This is a genomic window from Streptomyces sp. NBC_01429 (genome assembly GCF_036231945.1).
In the GTDB taxonomy this organism is placed as follows: Bacteria; Actinomycetota; Actinomycetes; order Streptomycetales; family Streptomycetaceae; genus Streptomyces.
In genome coordinates, this window is sequence record NZ_CP109599.1 from 6,535,017 (window position 1) to 6,551,931 (window position 16,915).

General features: G+C 68.8%; 13 protein-coding genes. 9 read left to right on the forward strand and 4 right to left on the reverse strand.

Features of this window, described 5'->3' with window-relative positions; genetic code table 11:
- Positions 1-69 precede the first annotated feature (69 nt).
- Complete coding sequence (locus tag OG627_RS28830; RefSeq protein WP_329069992.1) at positions 70-834, reverse strand: IclR family transcriptional regulator; 765 nt, start codon at positions 832-834, stop codon at positions 70-72.
- 236 nt (positions 835-1,070) lie between these two features.
- Here OG627_RS28830 and metH point away from each other — a divergent pair, with 236 nt between their 5' ends.
- The 3 genes from metH to OG627_RS28845 all read left to right on the forward strand — a co-directional run bounded on the left by metH (position 1,071) and on the right by OG627_RS28845 (position 7,573).
- A complete protein-coding gene (gene metH, locus OG627_RS28835) occupies positions 1,071-4,580 on the forward strand; it encodes a methionine synthase (RefSeq protein ID WP_329069994.1) in 3,510 nt (1,169 codons plus the stop codon).
- Positions 4,581-4,754: 174 nt separating this feature from the next.
- A complete protein-coding gene (locus OG627_RS28840; RefSeq protein ID WP_329069996.1) occupies positions 4,755-5,468 on the forward strand; it encodes an HAD family hydrolase in 714 nt (237 codons plus the stop codon).
- Between the two features lie 500 nt (positions 5,469-5,968).
- Positions 5,969-7,573, forward strand: coding sequence for an ABC transporter substrate-binding protein (locus OG627_RS28845; protein ID WP_329069999.1), 1,605 nt, complete (start codon positions 5,969-5,971; stop codon positions 7,571-7,573).
- A gap of 103 nt (positions 7,574-7,676) precedes the next feature.
- On the opposite strand, the gene OG627_RS28850 is transcribed toward OG627_RS28845, so the two are convergent.
- Positions 7,677-8,348: a response regulator transcription factor gene (locus tag OG627_RS28850; RefSeq protein WP_329070001.1), complete on the reverse strand. Its 672-nt coding sequence runs from the start codon at positions 8,346-8,348 to the stop codon at positions 7,677-7,679.
- 76 nt (positions 8,349-8,424) lie between these two features.
- Positions 8,425-9,330 carry a RecB family exonuclease gene (locus OG627_RS28855; RefSeq protein WP_329070003.1) on the reverse strand — a complete coding sequence of 302 codons (906 nt, stop codon included), beginning with the start codon at positions 9,328-9,330 and terminating at the stop codon, positions 8,425-8,427.
- 61 nt (positions 9,331-9,391) lie between these two features.
- On the opposite strand from OG627_RS28855, the gene OG627_RS28860 reads away from it, so the two are divergent.
- The 3 genes from OG627_RS28860 to OG627_RS28870 all read left to right on the forward strand — a co-directional run bounded on the left by OG627_RS28860 (position 9,392) and on the right by OG627_RS28870 (position 12,375).
- Positions 9,392-10,633, forward strand: coding sequence for a site-2 protease family protein (locus OG627_RS28860; RefSeq protein WP_329070005.1), 1,242 nt, complete (start codon positions 9,392-9,394; stop codon positions 10,631-10,633).
- A 47-nt stretch (positions 10,634-10,680) separates the two neighbouring features.
- Entirely contained in the window at positions 10,681-11,586 is a 906-nt protein-coding gene (locus OG627_RS28865) for a tRNA (adenine-N1)-methyltransferase (RefSeq protein WP_329070007.1), read from the forward strand.
- A 204-nt stretch (positions 11,587-11,790) separates the two neighbouring features.
- Positions 11,791-12,375 (forward strand): hypothetical protein, encoded by a 585-nt coding sequence (locus OG627_RS28870; RefSeq protein WP_329070009.1) that lies wholly within the window; start codon positions 11,791-11,793, stop codon positions 12,373-12,375.
- Positions 12,376-12,423: 48 nt separating this feature from the next.
- Here the strand turns inward: OG627_RS28870 and OG627_RS28875 are convergent, their stop codons facing one another.
- Complete coding sequence (locus OG627_RS28875; RefSeq protein ID WP_329070011.1) at positions 12,424-12,744, reverse strand: ferredoxin; 321 nt, start codon at positions 12,742-12,744, stop codon at positions 12,424-12,426.
- Between the two features lie 253 nt (positions 12,745-12,997).
- Here OG627_RS28875 and arc point away from each other — a divergent pair, with 253 nt between their 5' ends.
- The 3 genes from arc (at position 12,998) to OG627_RS28890 (ending at position 16,897) form a co-directional block, all read left to right on the forward strand.
- Positions 12,998-14,764 (forward strand): proteasome ATPase, encoded by a 1,767-nt coding sequence (gene arc, locus OG627_RS28880; RefSeq protein WP_329070013.1) that lies wholly within the window; start codon positions 12,998-13,000, stop codon positions 14,762-14,764.
- Between the two features lie 260 nt (positions 14,765-15,024).
- On the forward strand, positions 15,025-16,536 hold the full coding sequence (gene dop, locus OG627_RS28885) for a depupylase/deamidase Dop (RefSeq protein ID WP_329070015.1): 1,512 nt from the start codon (positions 15,025-15,027) through the stop codon (positions 16,534-16,536).
- 142 nt (positions 16,537-16,678) lie between these two features.
- Positions 16,679-16,897: a ubiquitin-like protein Pup gene (locus OG627_RS28890; protein ID WP_329070017.1), complete on the forward strand. Its 219-nt coding sequence runs from the start codon at positions 16,679-16,681 to the stop codon at positions 16,895-16,897.
- The last annotated feature ends 18 nt before the right edge of the window (positions 16,898-16,915 follow it).

Consider the following 16,915-nt stretch of genomic DNA (forward strand, 5'->3'; position numbering starts at 1 on the left):
TTGGGGCGACCCTCCGTCAAGAGTTCGGTGGTCGAAACCTCGATCAATACCGATGATCGGGCATACCGCTCAAAAGCGCCCGGCGCCGATGTCCCGGGACACGGCCCGCGCGCACTCGCGTACGGCGGCCACCAGCTCGGGCCGCAGTTCGCCCGAGGGGCAGAGCCGTTCCACCGCTCCGGTGATGGCGATGGCCCCCACCGGCATCCGCCGCCGGTCGTGGATGGGCGCGGCCACCGCGGCCACCCCCTCCCAGGTCTCCTCGACGTCCGCGGCCCAGCCGCGCGCCCTGGTCAGGTCGAGCACCGACTCGAACTCGGCCAGAGCGGTGATGGTGCGCGCGGTGAACGCCTCGCGCTCGCCCTCCACCGCCTCGCTGTGCGCCACCGGGTCGTACGCCGACAGCACCTTTCCCAGCGCGGTCGAGTGCATCGGCTGCATGGCGCCGACCTCCAGGACCTGGCGGCTGTCGTCCGGGCGGAAGACATGGTGGACGATCAGTACGCCCTGCTGGTGGACGACGCCCAGATGGACGCTCTCGCCGCTGGAGCGGGCCAGGTCGTCGGTCCAGACGAGCGCCCTGGCGCGCAGCTCGTGCACGTCCAGGTAGCTGTTCCCCAGTCGCAGCAGCTCCGCCCCCAGCTGGTAGCGCCCGGAGGCGGCGTCCTGCTCGACGAAGCCCTCGGCCTGGAGGGTGCGCAGGATGCCGTGCGCGGTTCCCTTGGCCAGCCCCACCGAGGAGGCGATCTCGGACAGGCCGAGCCGGCGCTCGCCGCCCGCGAGCAGTCGGAGCATGGCCGCCGCCCGTTCCAGCGACTGGATGTTCTTCGCCATCGGACCCGGACCTCCACTACGTTCGACAATGCTGAACACTATCGGTCGATGCCGACCTTTTCTCCTCATGGAGAGGGTCTGTCAAGACCGCGCGCCCGGGAGATTCCCGTGCACAGGATGCCGTCCGCACGCTGGGACACCGCACCGGACCGCGCCCGTCCCGGCTACGCTGGCCGGGTGCGCCTGCCACCGGTGGGCGCAAAGCCGACAGCCGTCGCAGCCCCGGGAGTACTTTCATGGCCTCGTCGCCGACCCCCTCCACCGACAGCCGGACCCGTATCGACGCCCTCCGCGAGGCACTCGCCACCCGTGTGGTGGTGGCCGACGGCGCCATGGGAACGATGCTCCAGGCCCAGGATCCGACGATGGAGGACTTCCAGGATCTGGAAGGCTGCAACGAGATCCTCAACGTGACCCGCCCGGACATCGTCCGCTCCGTCCACCAGGAGTACTTCGCCGTCGGCGTCGACTGCGTGGAGACCAACACCTTCGGCACGAACTACGCCGCGCTGGCGGAGTACGACATCCCCGAGCGTGTCCACGAGCTGGCCGAGGCGGGCGCCCGGATCGCCCGCGAGGTCGCCGACGAGTTCACCGCCTCCACCGGACAGCAGCGCTGGGTGCTCGGTTCGATGGGTCCCGGCACCAAGCTGCCGACCCTGGGCCACGCCCCCTACGTGACCCTGCGCGACGCCTACCAGCAGAACGCCGAGGGCATGATCGCCGGCGGCGCCGACGCCCTGCTGGTCGAGACCACCCAGGACCTGCTCCAGACCAAGGCCGCCGTCCTCGGCGCCCGCCGGGCCCTGGAGAGCTCCGGACTGAACCTCCCGATCATCTGCTCCGTCACGGTGGAGACGACCGGCACGATGCTCCTCGGCTCGGAGATCGGCGCGGCCCTCACCGCCCTGGAGCCGCTCGGTATCGACATGATCGGCCTCAACTGCGCCACCGGCCCCGCCGAGATGAGCGAGCACCTGCGCTATCTCGCCCGCCACTCCCGTATCCCGCTCTCCTGCATGCCCAACGCGGGCCTGCCCGTGCTCGGCAAGGACGGGGCGCACTACCCGCTGTCCGCCGGTGAGCTGGCCGAAGCGCAGGAGACCTTCGTACGCGAATACGGTCTGTCGCTGGTGGGCGGCTGCTGCGGCACGACCCCGGAGCACCTGCGCCAGGTCGTCGAGCGCGTCAGGGGCAAGGCCCTGACCGAGCGCACCCCGCACCCCGAGCCGGGCGCCGCCTCCCTCTACCAGACCGTGCCGTTCCGGCAGGACACCTCGTATCTCGCGATCGGCGAGCGGACCAACGCCAACGGTTCGAAGAAGTTCCGGGAAGCCATGCTGGCGGGCCGCTGGGACGACTGTGTGGAGATGGCCCGCGACCAGATCCGCGAGGGCGCCCACCTGCTGGACCTCTGCGTCGACTACGTCGGCCGGGACGGCGTCGCCGACATGGCCGAACTGGCGGGCCGGTTCGCCACCGCCTCCACGCTGCCGATCGTGCTCGACTCCACCGAGCTGCCCGTCCTGCGCGCCGGACTGGAGAAGCTCGGCGGCCGGGCCGTCATCAACTCCGTCAACTACGAGGACGGCGACGGACCCGAGTCGCGCTTCACCAAGGTCACCGAGCTGGCCGTCGAGCACGGCGCCGCGCTGATCGCGCTCACCATCGACGAGGAGGGCCAGGCCCGTACCGTCGAACACAAGGTCGCCATCGCCGAGCGGCTGATCACCGACCTCACCACCACGTGGGGGGTGCACGAGTCGGACATCCTCATCGACTGCCTCACCTTCACCATCTGCACCGGTCAGGAGGAGTCCCGGGGTGACGGCATCGCCACCATCGGGGCGATCCGCGAGCTCAAGCGCCGCCACCCCGAAGTCCAGACCACGCTGGGCCTGTCGAACATCTCGTTCGGGCTGAACCCGGCGGCCCGTATCGTCCTCAACTCGGTCTTCCTGGACGAGTGCGTCAAGGCCGGGCTGGACTCCGCGATCGTGCACGCCTCGAAGATCCTGCCGATCGCGCGGCTGGAGGAGGAGCAGGTCAAGGCCGCCCACGACCTGATCTACGACCGGCGCGCCGAGGGGTACGACCCGCTCCAGAAGCTGATGGAGCTGTTCGAGGGCGTCAACACCAAGTCGATGAAGGACGGCCGGGCCGAGGAACTCCTCGCGCTGCCGCTGGACGAGCGCCTTCAGCGCCGGATCATCGACGGCGAGAAGAACGGCCTGGAGGCCGACCTCGACGAGGCGCTCGCCCTCCGGCCCGCGCTCGAGATCGTCAACGACACGCTGCTGGAGGGCATGAAGGTCGTCGGTGAACTGTTCGGCTCCGGCCAGATGCAGCTGCCGTTCGTCCTCCAGTCGGCCGAGGTCATGAAGACCGCGGTCGCGTATCTGGAACCGCACATGGAGAAGACCGACGACGACGGCAAGGGCACCATCGTGCTCGCCACCGTCCGCGGCGATGTCCACGACATCGGCAAGAACCTCGTCGACATCATCCTCTCCAACAACGGCTACAACGTGGTCAACCTCGGCATCAAGCAGCCCGTCGCCGCGATCCTGGAGGCGGCCGAGGAGCACCGGGCCGATGTCATCGGCATGTCCGGTCTGCTGGTCAAGTCCACGGTGATCATGAAGGAGAACCTCCAGGAGCTGAACCAGCGCCGGATGGCCGCCGACTACCCGGTGATCCTCGGCGGCGCCGCGCTGACCAGGGCCTACGTCGAACAGGATCTCCATGAGATCTACGAGGGCGAAGTCCGCTACGCGCGCGACGCGTTCGAGGGCCTGCGCCTGATGGACGCCCTGATCGCCGTCAAGCGCGGCGTCCCCGGCGCCGTGCTCCCCGACCTGAAGCAGCGCCGGGTCAAGGCCGTGCCCAGCACCGTGGTGGAGGAGCGCCCCGAGGAGGGCGCCGTCCGCTCGGACGTCGCGGTGGACAACCCCGTCCCCGAGCCGCCGTTCTGGGGCACCCGCGTCGTCAAGGGCATCCAGCTCAAGGAGTACGCCTCCTGGCTCGACGAGGGCGCCCTCTTCAAGGGCCAGTGGGGGCTGAAGGAGTCCCGCAAGGGCGGCCCCAGCTACGAGGAGCTGGTGGAGAGCGAGGGCCGGCCCCATCTGCGCGGCTGGCTGGAGAAGATGCACACCCAGAACATGCTGGAGGCGGCCGTCGTCTACGGATACTTCCCCTGTGTGTCCAAGGGCGACGACCTGATCCTGCTGAACGACGACGGCTCCGAGCGCACCCGCTTCACCTTCCCGCGCCAGCGCCGCGGCCGCCGGCTCTGCCTGGCGGACTTCTTCCGCCCGGAGGAGTCCGGCGAGACCGATGTCGTCGGCCTCCAGGTCGTCACCGTCGGCTCGAAGATCGGCGGGGCGACCGCGGAGCTGTTCGAGGCCAACGCCTACCGCGACTACCTCGAACTGCACGGGCTCTCCGTGCAGCTCGCCGAGGCGCTCGCCGAGTACTGGCACGCCCGGGTCCGCACCGAGCTGGGCTTCGCGGGCGAGGACCCGGCCGAGGTCGAGGACATGTTCGCGCTCAAGTACCGGGGAGCGCGCTTCTCGCTCGGTTACGGCGCCTGCCCCGACCTGGAGGACCGCGCCAAGATCGCCGAGCTGCTGGAGCCCGAGCGCATCGGCGTCCAGCTCTCCGAGGAGTTCCAGCTCCACCCCGAGCAGTCCACCGACGCCATCGTCATCCACCACCCCGAGGCGAAGTACTTCAACGCGCGCTGAGCCGGGTACGCCGCCGCGCGCCGGGCCGGCCCGCCGCCCCGGTGGAATCCGGGCGGCGCGCGCGGCGGACGAGTCGTACACTTATCGGTCCAGTGCAGGCCGGTCGCCTGTCCCGGCGGGGAGAGCCCGCGGGAGAGGTGACCGGCCTTCTCGTCCCCCATGGAGGTGTGCCGGATGACCAGTACGGTCCCCGCGTCCTTGACCCGTACGGCCGAAGGGTCCGCCCTTCAGGGTGTTCTGCTCGACATGGACGGCACACTCGTCGACAGCGAGGGATTCTGGTGGGACGCGGAGGTCGAGGTCTTCAAGGCCCTCGGTCACGTCCTCGACGAGTCCTGGCGCGATGTGGTGGTCGGCGGGCCCATGACCCGCAGCGCCGGCTTCCTCATCGAGTCGACCGGCGCCACCATCCCCCTCGCCGAGCTGACGGTGCTCCTCAACGAGACCTTCGAGCAGCGCATCGGGCTCGGGGTGCCGCTGATGCCGGGCGCTCAGCGCCTGCTCGCCGAGCTGGCCGCGCACGAGGTCCCCACCGCACTGGTCTCCGCCTCGCACCGGCGCATCATCGACCGCGTGCTGATCTCGCTGGGCCCGAAGAACTTCGCGCTGACCGTAGCGGGCGACGAGGTTGCCCGAACCAAGCCGCATCCGGACCCGTATCTCGTCGCCGCGCGCGGGCTGAACGCCGATCCGGCGCGGTGCGTCGTCATCGAGGACACCGCCACCGGAGTGGCCGCCGCCGAGGCCGCGGGCTGCCCCGTCGTCGCCGTACCGTCCGTCGCCGCCATCGCCCCCGCGCCCGGCCGCACCGTCGTGGGATCGCTCGAAGACATCGACCTGGTATTCCTGCGCGATCTGATGACGCAAATGGACCGACGCGCACACTGAGCGTCGCGCCGGAATACGGGAAGGGAACGCATCGCATTGGCGCGGATATTTTCCGTGACGCCGCGGCCCGTCCCGTCGGGCCAATCGCAGCCGCGCCGAAATGCTGGGTGAGTGACCTTTATCACCTGTTCTCTCGTCGACAGCGGCGTGCGGGGCTGATCCATGGCCGCCTCGGGCGCCACTTCCTGTGCCCTTGTGTCCGTATTGGTGGAGGCGTGTACGAAACATTCCAGCGCTGGCATATTCACTGGCCGCTATTGTCGATCACTGTGTGATTACGTTTCAGATCGGGCCCGTTCCGGCATTCCCGGTGCCTCCGACTAATCTCGTGGCGAGTACTTCGCCGCATCAACGACGTGTCCCGACGGCCACCCAAGTCGCCATGTACACAGGACCGATCGCCCTGGATCCCGGCCCGATCGCACTGCCCCGACCGGGTAACGCGGCGGAGTCTCCTAACACCGCCGTATCTCAGTGCCGGATGAGGGAGTACGTCCAGGATGAACCGCAAGACTTTGGTGCTGCCGGTCGTGATCGGCCTGCTTGCGCCCGTGCTCGCCGGTTGCGGTGACTCGGACGGTGGCTCCGGCGGTGATGCCATTGTCGTGGGGACCACGGACCAGTACATCGCCACCAAGGATGCCCCCGCCCCTCTGGACCCGGCCTTCGCCTACGACGCCGGTACCTGGAACGTGCTGCGCCAAGTCGTCCAGAACCTGATGTACATCCCGCGCGGTGGTGGCAAGCCGATGCCCGACGCCGCCTCCGAGTGCTCGTTCACCGACCGGGCGAACGAGAGCTACCGCTGCACCCTGCGCGAGGGGCTCAAGTTCTCCAACGGAGACCCCGTCACCGCCGAGGACGTCAAGTACTCCATCCAGCGGGTCCTGGACATCGATGACCCCAGCGGTATCGCCGCTCTCGTGAACACCATCGACACCATGGAGACCGACGGCGACTCCAGGATCATCTTCCATCTGAAGTCCTCGGACGCGACCTTCCCGTACAAGCTGACGACCCCGCCGGCCGGCATCCTCAGCGCGAAGGACTACCCGGCGAAGAAGTTCCGCACCGGGTTCGACCTGACCGGCTCGGGCCCGTACACGATGAAGACCGAGCTGAAGGACGACGCCGTCGTCAAGGCCGTCTTCACCAAGAACCCGAACTACAAGGGCGCCGTCAAGCCCCAGAACGACAAGGTCGAGATCCGTCCCTACAAGGACGCCGACTCCATGGGCGAGGCCCTGGAGAGCGGCGACATCGACGTGATGACCCGCGCGATGTCCCCCGAACAGGTGCGCCAGCTGATCGAGGAGCCCAAGGACGACATCCAGCTCACCGAGATGCCCGGCCTGGAGATCCGCTACCTCGGATTCGACACCGAGGCGCCGACGGTCAAGGAGAAGGCGGTACGCCAGGCGATGGCGTACACCATCGACCGCGGCCAGCTGATCAACAAGGTGTACGCCGGCATGGCCGAGCCGCTCTACTCGCTCATCCCGTCGAGCATCGCCACGCACACCAACCCGTTCTTCAACAAGTACGGCGACGGCGACCCGGCCAAGGCGGCGAGCCTGCTCCAAGAGGCGGGCATCACCACCCCGGTGAAGCTCACGCTGAACTACACCACCGACCACTACGGTTCTGCGACGGCCAAGGAGTTCGAGACCCTCCGGGACCAGCTCAACGGCAGCAAGCTCTTCGACATCACGATCAAGGGCACCGAGTGGTCGGTCTTCCGCCCCAAGGAGGTCAAGCGGGAGTACGCGGCCTACGGCATGGGCTGGTTCCCCGACTTCCCGGACCCGGACACCTATAGCTCCTCCTTCCTGGACAAGGGCAACTTCCTCTCCAGCCCGTACGACAACCCCAGGCTGCGCAAGGATCTGCTGCCGCAGTCGCGCAAGGAAGCCGACCGCAGCGCCGCCACGAAGACCTTCGGCGAGATCCAGGACATCGTCGCCGAGGACGTCCCCTTCCTGCCGCTCTGGCAGGGCAAGCAGTACGTCGCGTCGAGCACCGAGATCGGCGGGGTGGAGTGGGCGGTCAACTCCTCCGCCGAGCTGCACCTGTGGGAGCTGCGCAGGGGCTCCGCCACTTCCTGATCCGTCGTCGGACACCGCGAAGGGCTGCCGGGAACCTCCCCGGCAGCCCTTCGCCGTACCCGCCCCGCGCCCGCGCCGCCCACGCGCCGAACAGACGCGCGCCCTACTGGGCGCCCGGGCGCACCAGCCCGCTCTCGTACGCGTACACCGCCGCCTGCACCCGGTCGCGCAGACTCAGCTTCGTCAGCACATGGCCCACGTGCGTCTTCACCGTCGTCTCGCTGACGAACAGGTCCGCCGCGATCTCGGCGTTGGACAGCCCGCGGGCCACCAGCTTCAGCACCTCGACCTCGCGGTCGGTCAGCGTGTGCAGGGTGTCGGGCAGCGGCTCCTCGCCGGACGGCAGATGATCCGCGTACTTGTCGAGCAGCCGGCGCGTGATGCTCGGCGCGAGCATCGCCTCGCCCGCCGCGACCACCCGGATGGCCTGCACCAGCTCATTGGCGGGCGCGTCCTTGAGCAGAAAGCCGCTGGCACCCGCGCGCAGCGCCTCCACCACGTACTCGTCGAGGTCGAAGGTCGTCAGCACCAGCACCTTCGCCGGGCCGTCCCGGCCGGGACCGGTGATCTGGCGCGTCGCCTCGACCCCGTCCATCCGGGGCATCCGGATGTCCATCAGCACCACGTCTGGCTGGAGCGCGCGCACCTGGTCGATCGCCTGGAGACCGTCCCCGGCCTCGCCGACGACCGCGATGTCCTGCTCCGCCTCCAGGATCATCCGGAATCCGGTGCGCAGCAGCGGCTGGTCGTCGACCAGTAGGACGCGGACAGTCACAGGAGACTCCTTGCCGGGAGGGGCACTAGACCCGGCCCATTCTGCCTGACCGCCCCGCGGCTCCCCGGGGCGGCGTCTACACGCTCTCCGGTACGCCCGCAGGCTCGTCCACGCCCTCCGGCCGCTGCACACTCAGCGGGTACACCGGCGGCGTACCCCCGAATTCCGGACACACCGCCCGGTGGTCGCACCAGCCGCACAGCTTGGTGCGCCGGGGCTGCCAGTCGCCGGTCGCGGTGGCCCGCTCGATCGCCTCCCACAGCGCCAGCAGCTTGCGCTCCACCCGGTCGAGATCCGCCTCCACCGGGTCGTACGTCACGACCTCGCCGCTGCCCAGGTACACCAGCTGGAGGCGGCGCGGCAGCACCCCCTTCAGCCGCCGCACCACCAGGGCGTAGAACGTCATCTGGAACCGCGCGCCCTCCGCGTACTCCGGACGGGGGGCCTTTCCCGTCTTGTAGTCGACGATCCGCACCTCGCCGGTGGGGGCCACGTCGACCCGGTCGATCACCCCGCGCAGCCGCAGCCCCGAATCCAGCTCCGTCTCCAGGAAGAGCTCGCGCTCAGCCGGCTCCAGACGGGTCGGATCCTCCAGCGAGAACCACCGCTCGACCAGCTGCTCCGCCTCCGCCAGCCAGCGCGCCAGCCGCTCGCCCTCCTCGTCCTGCGCGAACAGCTCCGACAGCTCCGGCCTGGCCTTGAGGAGCCGGTCCCACTGGCCGGGCACCAGCGCCTTGGCGCGCGGCGCGGTGCGCTCGGCCGCCGGGGCGTCGAAGAGGCGCTCCAGCACCGCGTGCACCAGGGTGCCGCGCGTCGCCGCCTCGCTCGGCTTCTCCGGCAGCTTGTCGATCACCCGGAAGCGGTACAGCAGCGGGCACTGCATGAAGTCGTTCGCGCGCGACGGAGACAGCGAGGAGGGCGGCAGGCTCGTACTCATGACGCAGACCCTACGACCCGACACTGACAGCGAGACGAATACCATCGACTACGGAGCCTCTCGCACCGCATGATCGAGCGAGCGACCCTGCCGACGAAGGGAACCCGTGAAAGAGGACGACGAGGGCGGCAAGAACGACCTGCCGCAGCCCGGCAAGGGGGAATCGGGCCCCGGCGGTAAGCCGAAGCGCCGCGAAGATCCCGGCGGTGGCATTCTCATGGGCCGCCCCTTCGGAGTGCCCGTCTACGTCGCCCCCAGCTGGTTCGTGGTGGCCGCGCTCATCACCTGGATCTTCGGCGGCCAACTCGACCGGGTCCTTCCCGAGCTCGGCAACCTGCGGTACCTGGTGGCGCTGTTCTTCGCCGTCGCCTTCTACGCCTCCGTACTCGTGCACGAACTCGCGCACACGGTCGCGGCCCTGCGCTTCAAACTGCCCGTGCGCCGCATTCAGCTCCAGTTCTTCGGCGGCGTCTCCGAGATCGAGAAGGAGACCGAGACACCGGGCCGCGAGTTCATCCTCGCCTTCGTCGGACCGCTGCTCTCGCTGGTGCTCTCCGGCGTCTTCTACCTCTGCATGCTGACCGTCGAGCCGGGTACCGTCCCCGGAGTCCTGCTCGCGGGGCTGATGGTCTCCAACCTGATCGTCGCGGCCTTCAACCTGCTGCCCGGCCTGCCGCTCGACGGCGGACGGATGCTGCGTGCCGTGGTCTGGAAGATCACCGGCAAGCCCATGAGCGGCACCGTCGCCGCCGCCTGGGTCGGCAGGGCGCTGGCCGTCACCGTACTGATCGGCCTCCCGCTGCTCACCCGTACGAGCGCGCTCTCCTCCTCCACGCGGGACGTCAGCGGCATGGAGACCGTCACCGACGCGCTCCTCGCCGCCATCCTCGCCGCGATCATCTGGACCGGCGCGGGCAACAGCCTCCGGATGGCCAGGCTCCGCGAGCACCTCCCCGAACTCCAGGCCCGCGCCCTCACCCGGCGCGCCGTCCCGGTCGAGGCCGCCACCCCGCTCTCCGAAGCCCTGCGCCGCGCCAACGAGGCCGGCGCCCGCGCCCTGGTGGTCGTGGACGGCCAGGGCGAGCCGATGGCCCTCGTCAGGGAGTCCGCGATCGTCGGGGTCCCGCAGCACCGCCGCCCCTGGGTCGCCGTCAGCGGCCTCGCCCAGGACCTCACGGACGGTATGAAGGTGCCCGCGGAACTCGCGGGCGAAGCGCTGCTGGAACGGCTCAGGGCCAGCCCCGCCACCGAGTACCTGGTGCTGGAGGAGACGGGGGAGATCTACGGGGTCCTCTCGACGGCGGACGTGGAGCGCGCCTTCGTCTCGGCGATGGCCCGCCCGCAGTGACCCCGGAGGCGAACCGAGCCCTCAAAAAGACGCGTTAAGCTGACCGTATGTCCGAACCGACCGGTGCCGCCCGACGTCGCGGCCCCTTCAAGGTCGGGGACCAGGTCCAGCTCACCGACCCCAAGGGACGCCACTACACGTTCACGCTCGAAGCCGGGAAGAACTTCCACACCCATAAAGGGTCCTTCCCGCACGACGAGCTGATCGGTGCTCCCGAGGGCAGTGTTGTCCGTACCACGGGAAACGTCGCCTATCTCGCGCTGCGCCCCCTGCTCCCCGACTATGTCCTGTCCATGCCCCGCGGAGCCGCGGTGGTCTACCCGAAGGACGCCGGCCAGATCCTGGCCTTCGCCGACATCTTCCCCGGCGCCCGTGTCGTCGAGGCCGGTGTCGGCTCCGGCTCGCTCAGCAGCTTCCTGCTGCGCGTCATCGGCGACCAGGGCATGCTGCACTCCTACGAGCGCCGCCAGGACTTCGCCGACATCGCCCGGCAGAACGTCGAGCGCTACTTCGGCGAGCCGCACCCCGCCTGGGAACTGACGGTCGGTGACCTTCAGGACAATCTGTCGGACACGGACGTCGACCGGGTGATCCTCGACATGCTCGCCCCCTGGGAGTGCGTCGAGGCCGTCTCCAAGGCGCTCGTGCCCGGCGGCATCCTCTGCGCCTACGTCGCGACGACCACGCAGCTGTCCCGCACCGTCGAGACGATCCGGGAGTTCGGCACGTTCAACGAGCCGGCCGCCTGGGAGTCGATGGTCCGCAACTGGCACGTCGAAGGTCTGGCCGTACGCCCCGACCACCGGATGATCGGCCACACCGGCTTCCTGGTGACCGCCCGCCGCCTCGCGGACGGTGTCGAGCCCCCGTTGCGCCGCCGCCGCCCCTCCAAGGGCTCGTACGGCGACGACTACGACGGTCCCGGCAGCGCCAGCGGAGGCGCGGCCCGCTGACCGGCCCGGCCGCCAACACACCGTCGCCGCCGTCGAGTTCCCCCGGTCCCGGGGGAACTCGACGGCGGCTTCCTTATGTTGGCCCTACGCACCGTGGTTGTTACGGACCCCAGTGTTCCGCCCCACTGTGACGTGTGGCACGATGCTGTCTCCCTCCACCCCCGATCAAACCCGTCGGCACCGCCTTCACAGGAGACGCTCCGCGTGCAGATCCCCGACGTTCCGGACCTCGCGCATGCCCGGCCCCGGCCGATCCACTGGCTCGCGACCGCCACCGCGATGGCCGGTGTCGTGGCCCTGACGAGTCTGTCGCAGCCCGGCGCCGCCACCGCTTCCCAGTCGGGCGACCTCCAGGTACGGGCCGCCGCTCCCGGCCGGGCCGCGCCGCCCGCCCCCGATCCGGCGGCGGTGGACTTCCCGCTGGAGTGCGGCGGAGCGGGCACGGTCGTGACGAAGAAGGCGTACGGGGACCTCGACGGTGACGGCGTCCCGGAGACCGTGGCCGTGGTCCGCTGCGAAGCCGGTTCCGGCACCCCGCCCAGCGGTGTCTACGTACTGACGGGCGCGGGCGGCGAACCCCGCGTCGTGGCGACGCTCGTGGACCCGGGGGAGAAGCAGAGCGTCGGCCCCGACTTCGCGATACGCGACGGAATCGTGCTGGCGACCCTGCTCGGCTACTCGGGCCCCGGTGTGCCGAGCTGCTGCCCCGACCAGGAGGAGCATGTCTCCTGGCACTGGAAGAACGGCACCTTCGTACGGGGCGAGCGCCCCGTCGCGCGCGGTGTGTGAACACTCACACCGCGTCGCCCGTCTCCACCGCTGTACCTTCCGCGCCGGTCACTCCGCGTCGGGTCCGTAGACCTCGACCCGGTCCGTGACCCGGCGCACATGGATGCAGTCGCCGGGACATTCCTTGGCCGAATCCACCACGTCCCGCAGCAGCGGCAGCGGTACGCGGGTGGTGGCACCGGGGGCCTGGAGCAGCTCGTCGTCGGAGCTCTTCACATAGGCCAGCCCGTCGATGTCCAGCTCGAAGACATCCGGGGCGTACTGGGCGCAGATCCCGTCGCCGGTGCAGAGGTCCTGGTCGATCCAGACCTCCAGCGGCTCACCGGTCTCGGTGACGCCTTCGGTGGGAGCCTCCTGCTGCACGGTCATCTCTCCTGCCATTGCTGCGCCGGGCTGTGCGTTTTGAGTAAGTCGCGCCAGCCCTGACGGGTGTTGAACACCTCGACGATACAACCGGCCGCTTTCCGGCGCCGCTGGGTGGGTATTCCCTTCGCGTGAGGGAGAGGGCGCAAGGGTGAAGATCGGACACACCCCGACAGTCTTTGTGATCTAGGGGTTTCAATCATCACCCACCCAGGTAGGGTCAGGAAGCGTCCAGCTCCCCTTGGAGGAGGTGAGGACCGTGGCAGCCCACGACGACGACATCAACCGCGGCATCCGGCCCGGGCGGGGGTCCGAAGACCCAGCCGGCCAGGTTGCTTATCTAGAGCAGGAAATCGCCGTCCTGCGACGCAAGCTCGCCGACTCTCCGCGGCATACGAGAATTCTCGAAGAGCGGATCGTCGAGTTGCAGACGAATCTGGCGGGTGTGTCCGCGCAGAACGAGCGGCTCGCCAATACGCTGCGTGAGGCCCGTGACCAGATCGTGGCCCTCAAGGAAGAGGTCGACCGGCTCGCGCAACCACCGGCCGGCTTCGGTGTCTTTCTGCACGCCAATGAGGACGGCACGGCCGATATTTTCACCGGGGGCCGCAAGCTCCGGGTGAATGTCAGTCCTGGCGTCGAGCTGGAAGAGCTGCGGCGCGGCCAGGAAGTCATGCTCAACGAGGCGCTCAACGTGGTCGAGGCCATGGAGTACGAGCGCGCCGGGGACATCGTCACCCTCAAGGAGATCCTGGAGGACGGCGAGCGCGCCCTGGTGGTCGGGCACACCGACGAGGAACGGGTGGTGCGGCTGGCCGAGCCACTGCTGGACATCACCATCCGCCCCGGCGACGCCCTCCTGCTCGAACCGCGCTCCGGCTATGTCTACGAAGTGGTTCCGAAGAGCGAGGTCGAGGAGCTGGTCCTCGAAGAGGTCCCGGACGTCGACTACGAGAAGATCGGCGGTCTGGGCGGCCAGATCGAGATGATCCGCGACGCGGTCGAGCTTCCGTATCTCCACCCGGATCTCTTCAAGGAGCACGAGCTGCGGCCGCCGAAGGGCATCCTGCTCTACGGTCCGCCCGGCTGCGGCAAGACACTGATCGCCAAGGCCGTGGCCAACTCGCTCGCCAAGAAGGTCGCCGAGGTGACCGGCCGGCCCGCCGGGAAGAGCTACTTCCTGAACATCAAGGGCCCCGAGCTGCTCAACAAGTACGTCGGTGAGACCGAGCGCCATATCCGCCTGGTCTTCCAGCGTGCCCGGGAGAAGGCGAGCGAGGGCACTCCCGTCATCGTCTTCTTCGACGAGATGGAATCCCTCTTCCGCACCCGTGGCTCCGGAGTCAGCTCGGACGTGGAGAACACCATCGTCCCGCAGCTGCTCGCCGAGATCGACGGTGTGGAGGGCCTGGAGAACGTCATCGTCATCGGCGCCTCCAACCGTGAGGACATGATCGACCCCGCCATCCTGCGGCCCGGCCGGCTCGATGTGAAGATCAAGATCGAGCGTCCGGACGCGGAGGCCGCGAAGGACATCTTCGCGAAGTACCTCACGCCCACCCTTCCGCTGCACGCGGACGACATTTCCGAGCACCGGGGCTCCAAGGAGGCCGCCGCCCACGGAATGATCCAGTCCGTGGTGGAGCAGATGTACGCGGAGTCCGAGGAGAACCGCTTCCTTGAGGTCACGTACGCCAATGGCGACAAGGAAGTCCTCTATTTCAAGGACTTCAACTCCGGCGCGATGATCCAGAACATTGTCGACCGGGCCAAGAAGATGGCCATCAAGGCATTCCTCGACCACAATCAGAAGGGCCTTCGGGTCTCCCATCTCCTCCAGGCATGCGTGGACGAGTTCAAGGAGAACGAGGACCTGCCGAACACCACCAACCCCGACGACTGGGCCCGTATCTCCGGCAAGAAGGGCGAGCGGATCGTCTTCATCCGCACCCTGGTGACCGGAAAGCAGGGCGCGGACACCGGACGATCCATCGACACGGTGGCCAACACCGGTCAGTACCTGTAGAGCGCGGACCGGCTGCGGATGTCCGGAAGGGCATCCGCAGCCGGTTGTTTTCCGCCTGTCCACCACCCCCGCTACCTCCGCACCGTCCACCACACCAGGCCAATGACGGAAATGATCTCCCCTCCGGCGCGGCGGCGTTCTAGTCTCGTTCGTACCGCCGCGTCACGCGGTGCGGGACCGGGCACCGCACGCGCAGCTCGGACGCAGCGGTACTTGAGCGCCGTTCCCGGAGGGGAGCGCCGCCGGGCAAGGAGGGCCGCATGACCGTACGGCGAGTAATGGGCATCGAGACGGAGTACGGAATCTCCGTTCCGGGTCACCCGAACGCCAATGCCATGCTCACCTCGTCCCAGATCGTCAACGCGTACGCGGCGGCGATGCACCGGGCGCGGCGGGCCCGCTGGGACTTCGAGGAGGAGAACCCGCTGCGGGACGCCCGTGGCTTCGACCTCGCCCGCGAGACCGCCGATTCCAGTCAGCTCACCGACGAGGACATCGGCCTGGCCAATGTGATCCTCACGAACGGCGCGCGGCTGTACGTCGACCACGCCCATCCGGAGTACAGCTCGCCGGAGATCACCAATCCGCGCGACGCCGTCCTGTGGGACAAGGCCGGCGAGCGCGTCATGGCCGAGGCCGCCGAGCGGGCCGCGCAGCTCCCCGGCGCCCAGCCGATCCATCTGTACAAGAACAACACCGACAACAAGGGCGCGTCCTACGGCACGCACGAGAACTATCTGATGAAGCGGGAGACCCCCTTCTCGGACATCGTGCGCCATCTGACGCCGTTCTTCGTCTCCCGGCAGGTGGTGACGGGCGCGGGCCGGGTCGGCATCGGCCAGGACGGTCATGAGCACGGCTTCCAGATCAGCCAGCGCGCGGACTACTTCGAGGTCGAGGTGGGGCTGGAGACGACCCTCAAGCGCCCCATCATCAACACCCGTGACGAGCCCCATTCGGACGCGGAGAAGTACCGCAGGCTGCACGTGATCATCGGTGACGCGAACCTGTCGGAGATCTCGACCTACCTCAAGCTCGGCACCACCGCGCTGGTGCTCTCGATGATCGAGGACGGCTTCATCAACGTCGACCTCGCCGTCGACCAGCCGGTCCGTACCCTGCACCAGGTCTCGCACGACCCCACCCTCGGGCAGCTGATCACGCTGCGCAGCGGCCGGACACTCAGCGCCGTCCAGCTCCAGATGGAGTACTACGAGCTGGCCAGGAAGTACGTCGAGGAGCGGTACGGAGTCGACGCCGACGAGCAGACCAAGGACGTCCTCGCCCGGTGGGAGGACACGCTCAACCGGCTGGAGAACGATCCGATGAGCCTGTCGGGCGAGCTGGACTGGATCACCAAGCGGGAGATCCTGGAGGGCTACCGCCGCCGGGACAGCCTGGACTGGGACGCGCCCCGGCTGCACCTCGTGGACCTCCAGTACGCCGACGTGCGCCCCGAGAAGGGCCTCTACAACCGTCTGGTGGCCCGCGGCAAGATGCGGCGGCTGCTGGACGAGCGGGACGTCGAGCGCGCCAGGACCAGCCCGCCGGAGGACACCAGGGCGTATTTCCGGGGACGCTGCCTGGAGCAGTACGCGGACGACGTCGCCGCCGCGTCATGGGATTCGGTCATCTTCGACCTGCCGGGCCGCGACTCGCTCCAGCGGGTGCCCACCCTGGAGCCGCTGCGCGGCACCAGGAACCACGTCAAGGAGCTGCTGGACCGCTGCCGCACGGCGGAGGAGCTGGTCCGGGTGCTCTCCGGAGGCTGAAACGGGTCCCCGCGGGGAATGATCGAGGTGGCCCCCGGACGTTGAAGACGTTGAGGAACCACGGGGCCGATGTCCGACCCTCCTTGTAGGGTCGGATCTTGTAGGTCACATCGAGCGGGGCGAACCGAGCGGGGTGAGGGTTATGGCGGCCAAGGACACCGACGGCGGACAGCAGAAGGCGACGCGTTCCACCGAGCAGACCGAGGAGCAGGCGCAGGACGCGCAGGCGTCCGAGGAGCTCAAGGAGCGCCAGGAGAAGTTGTCGGACGACGTGGACTCCGTTCTGGACGAGATCGACGACGTGCTGGAGGAGAACGCCGAGGACTTCGTGCGTTCCTTCGTTCAAAAGGGTGGACAGTAGTCCACGGATGTGAACGGC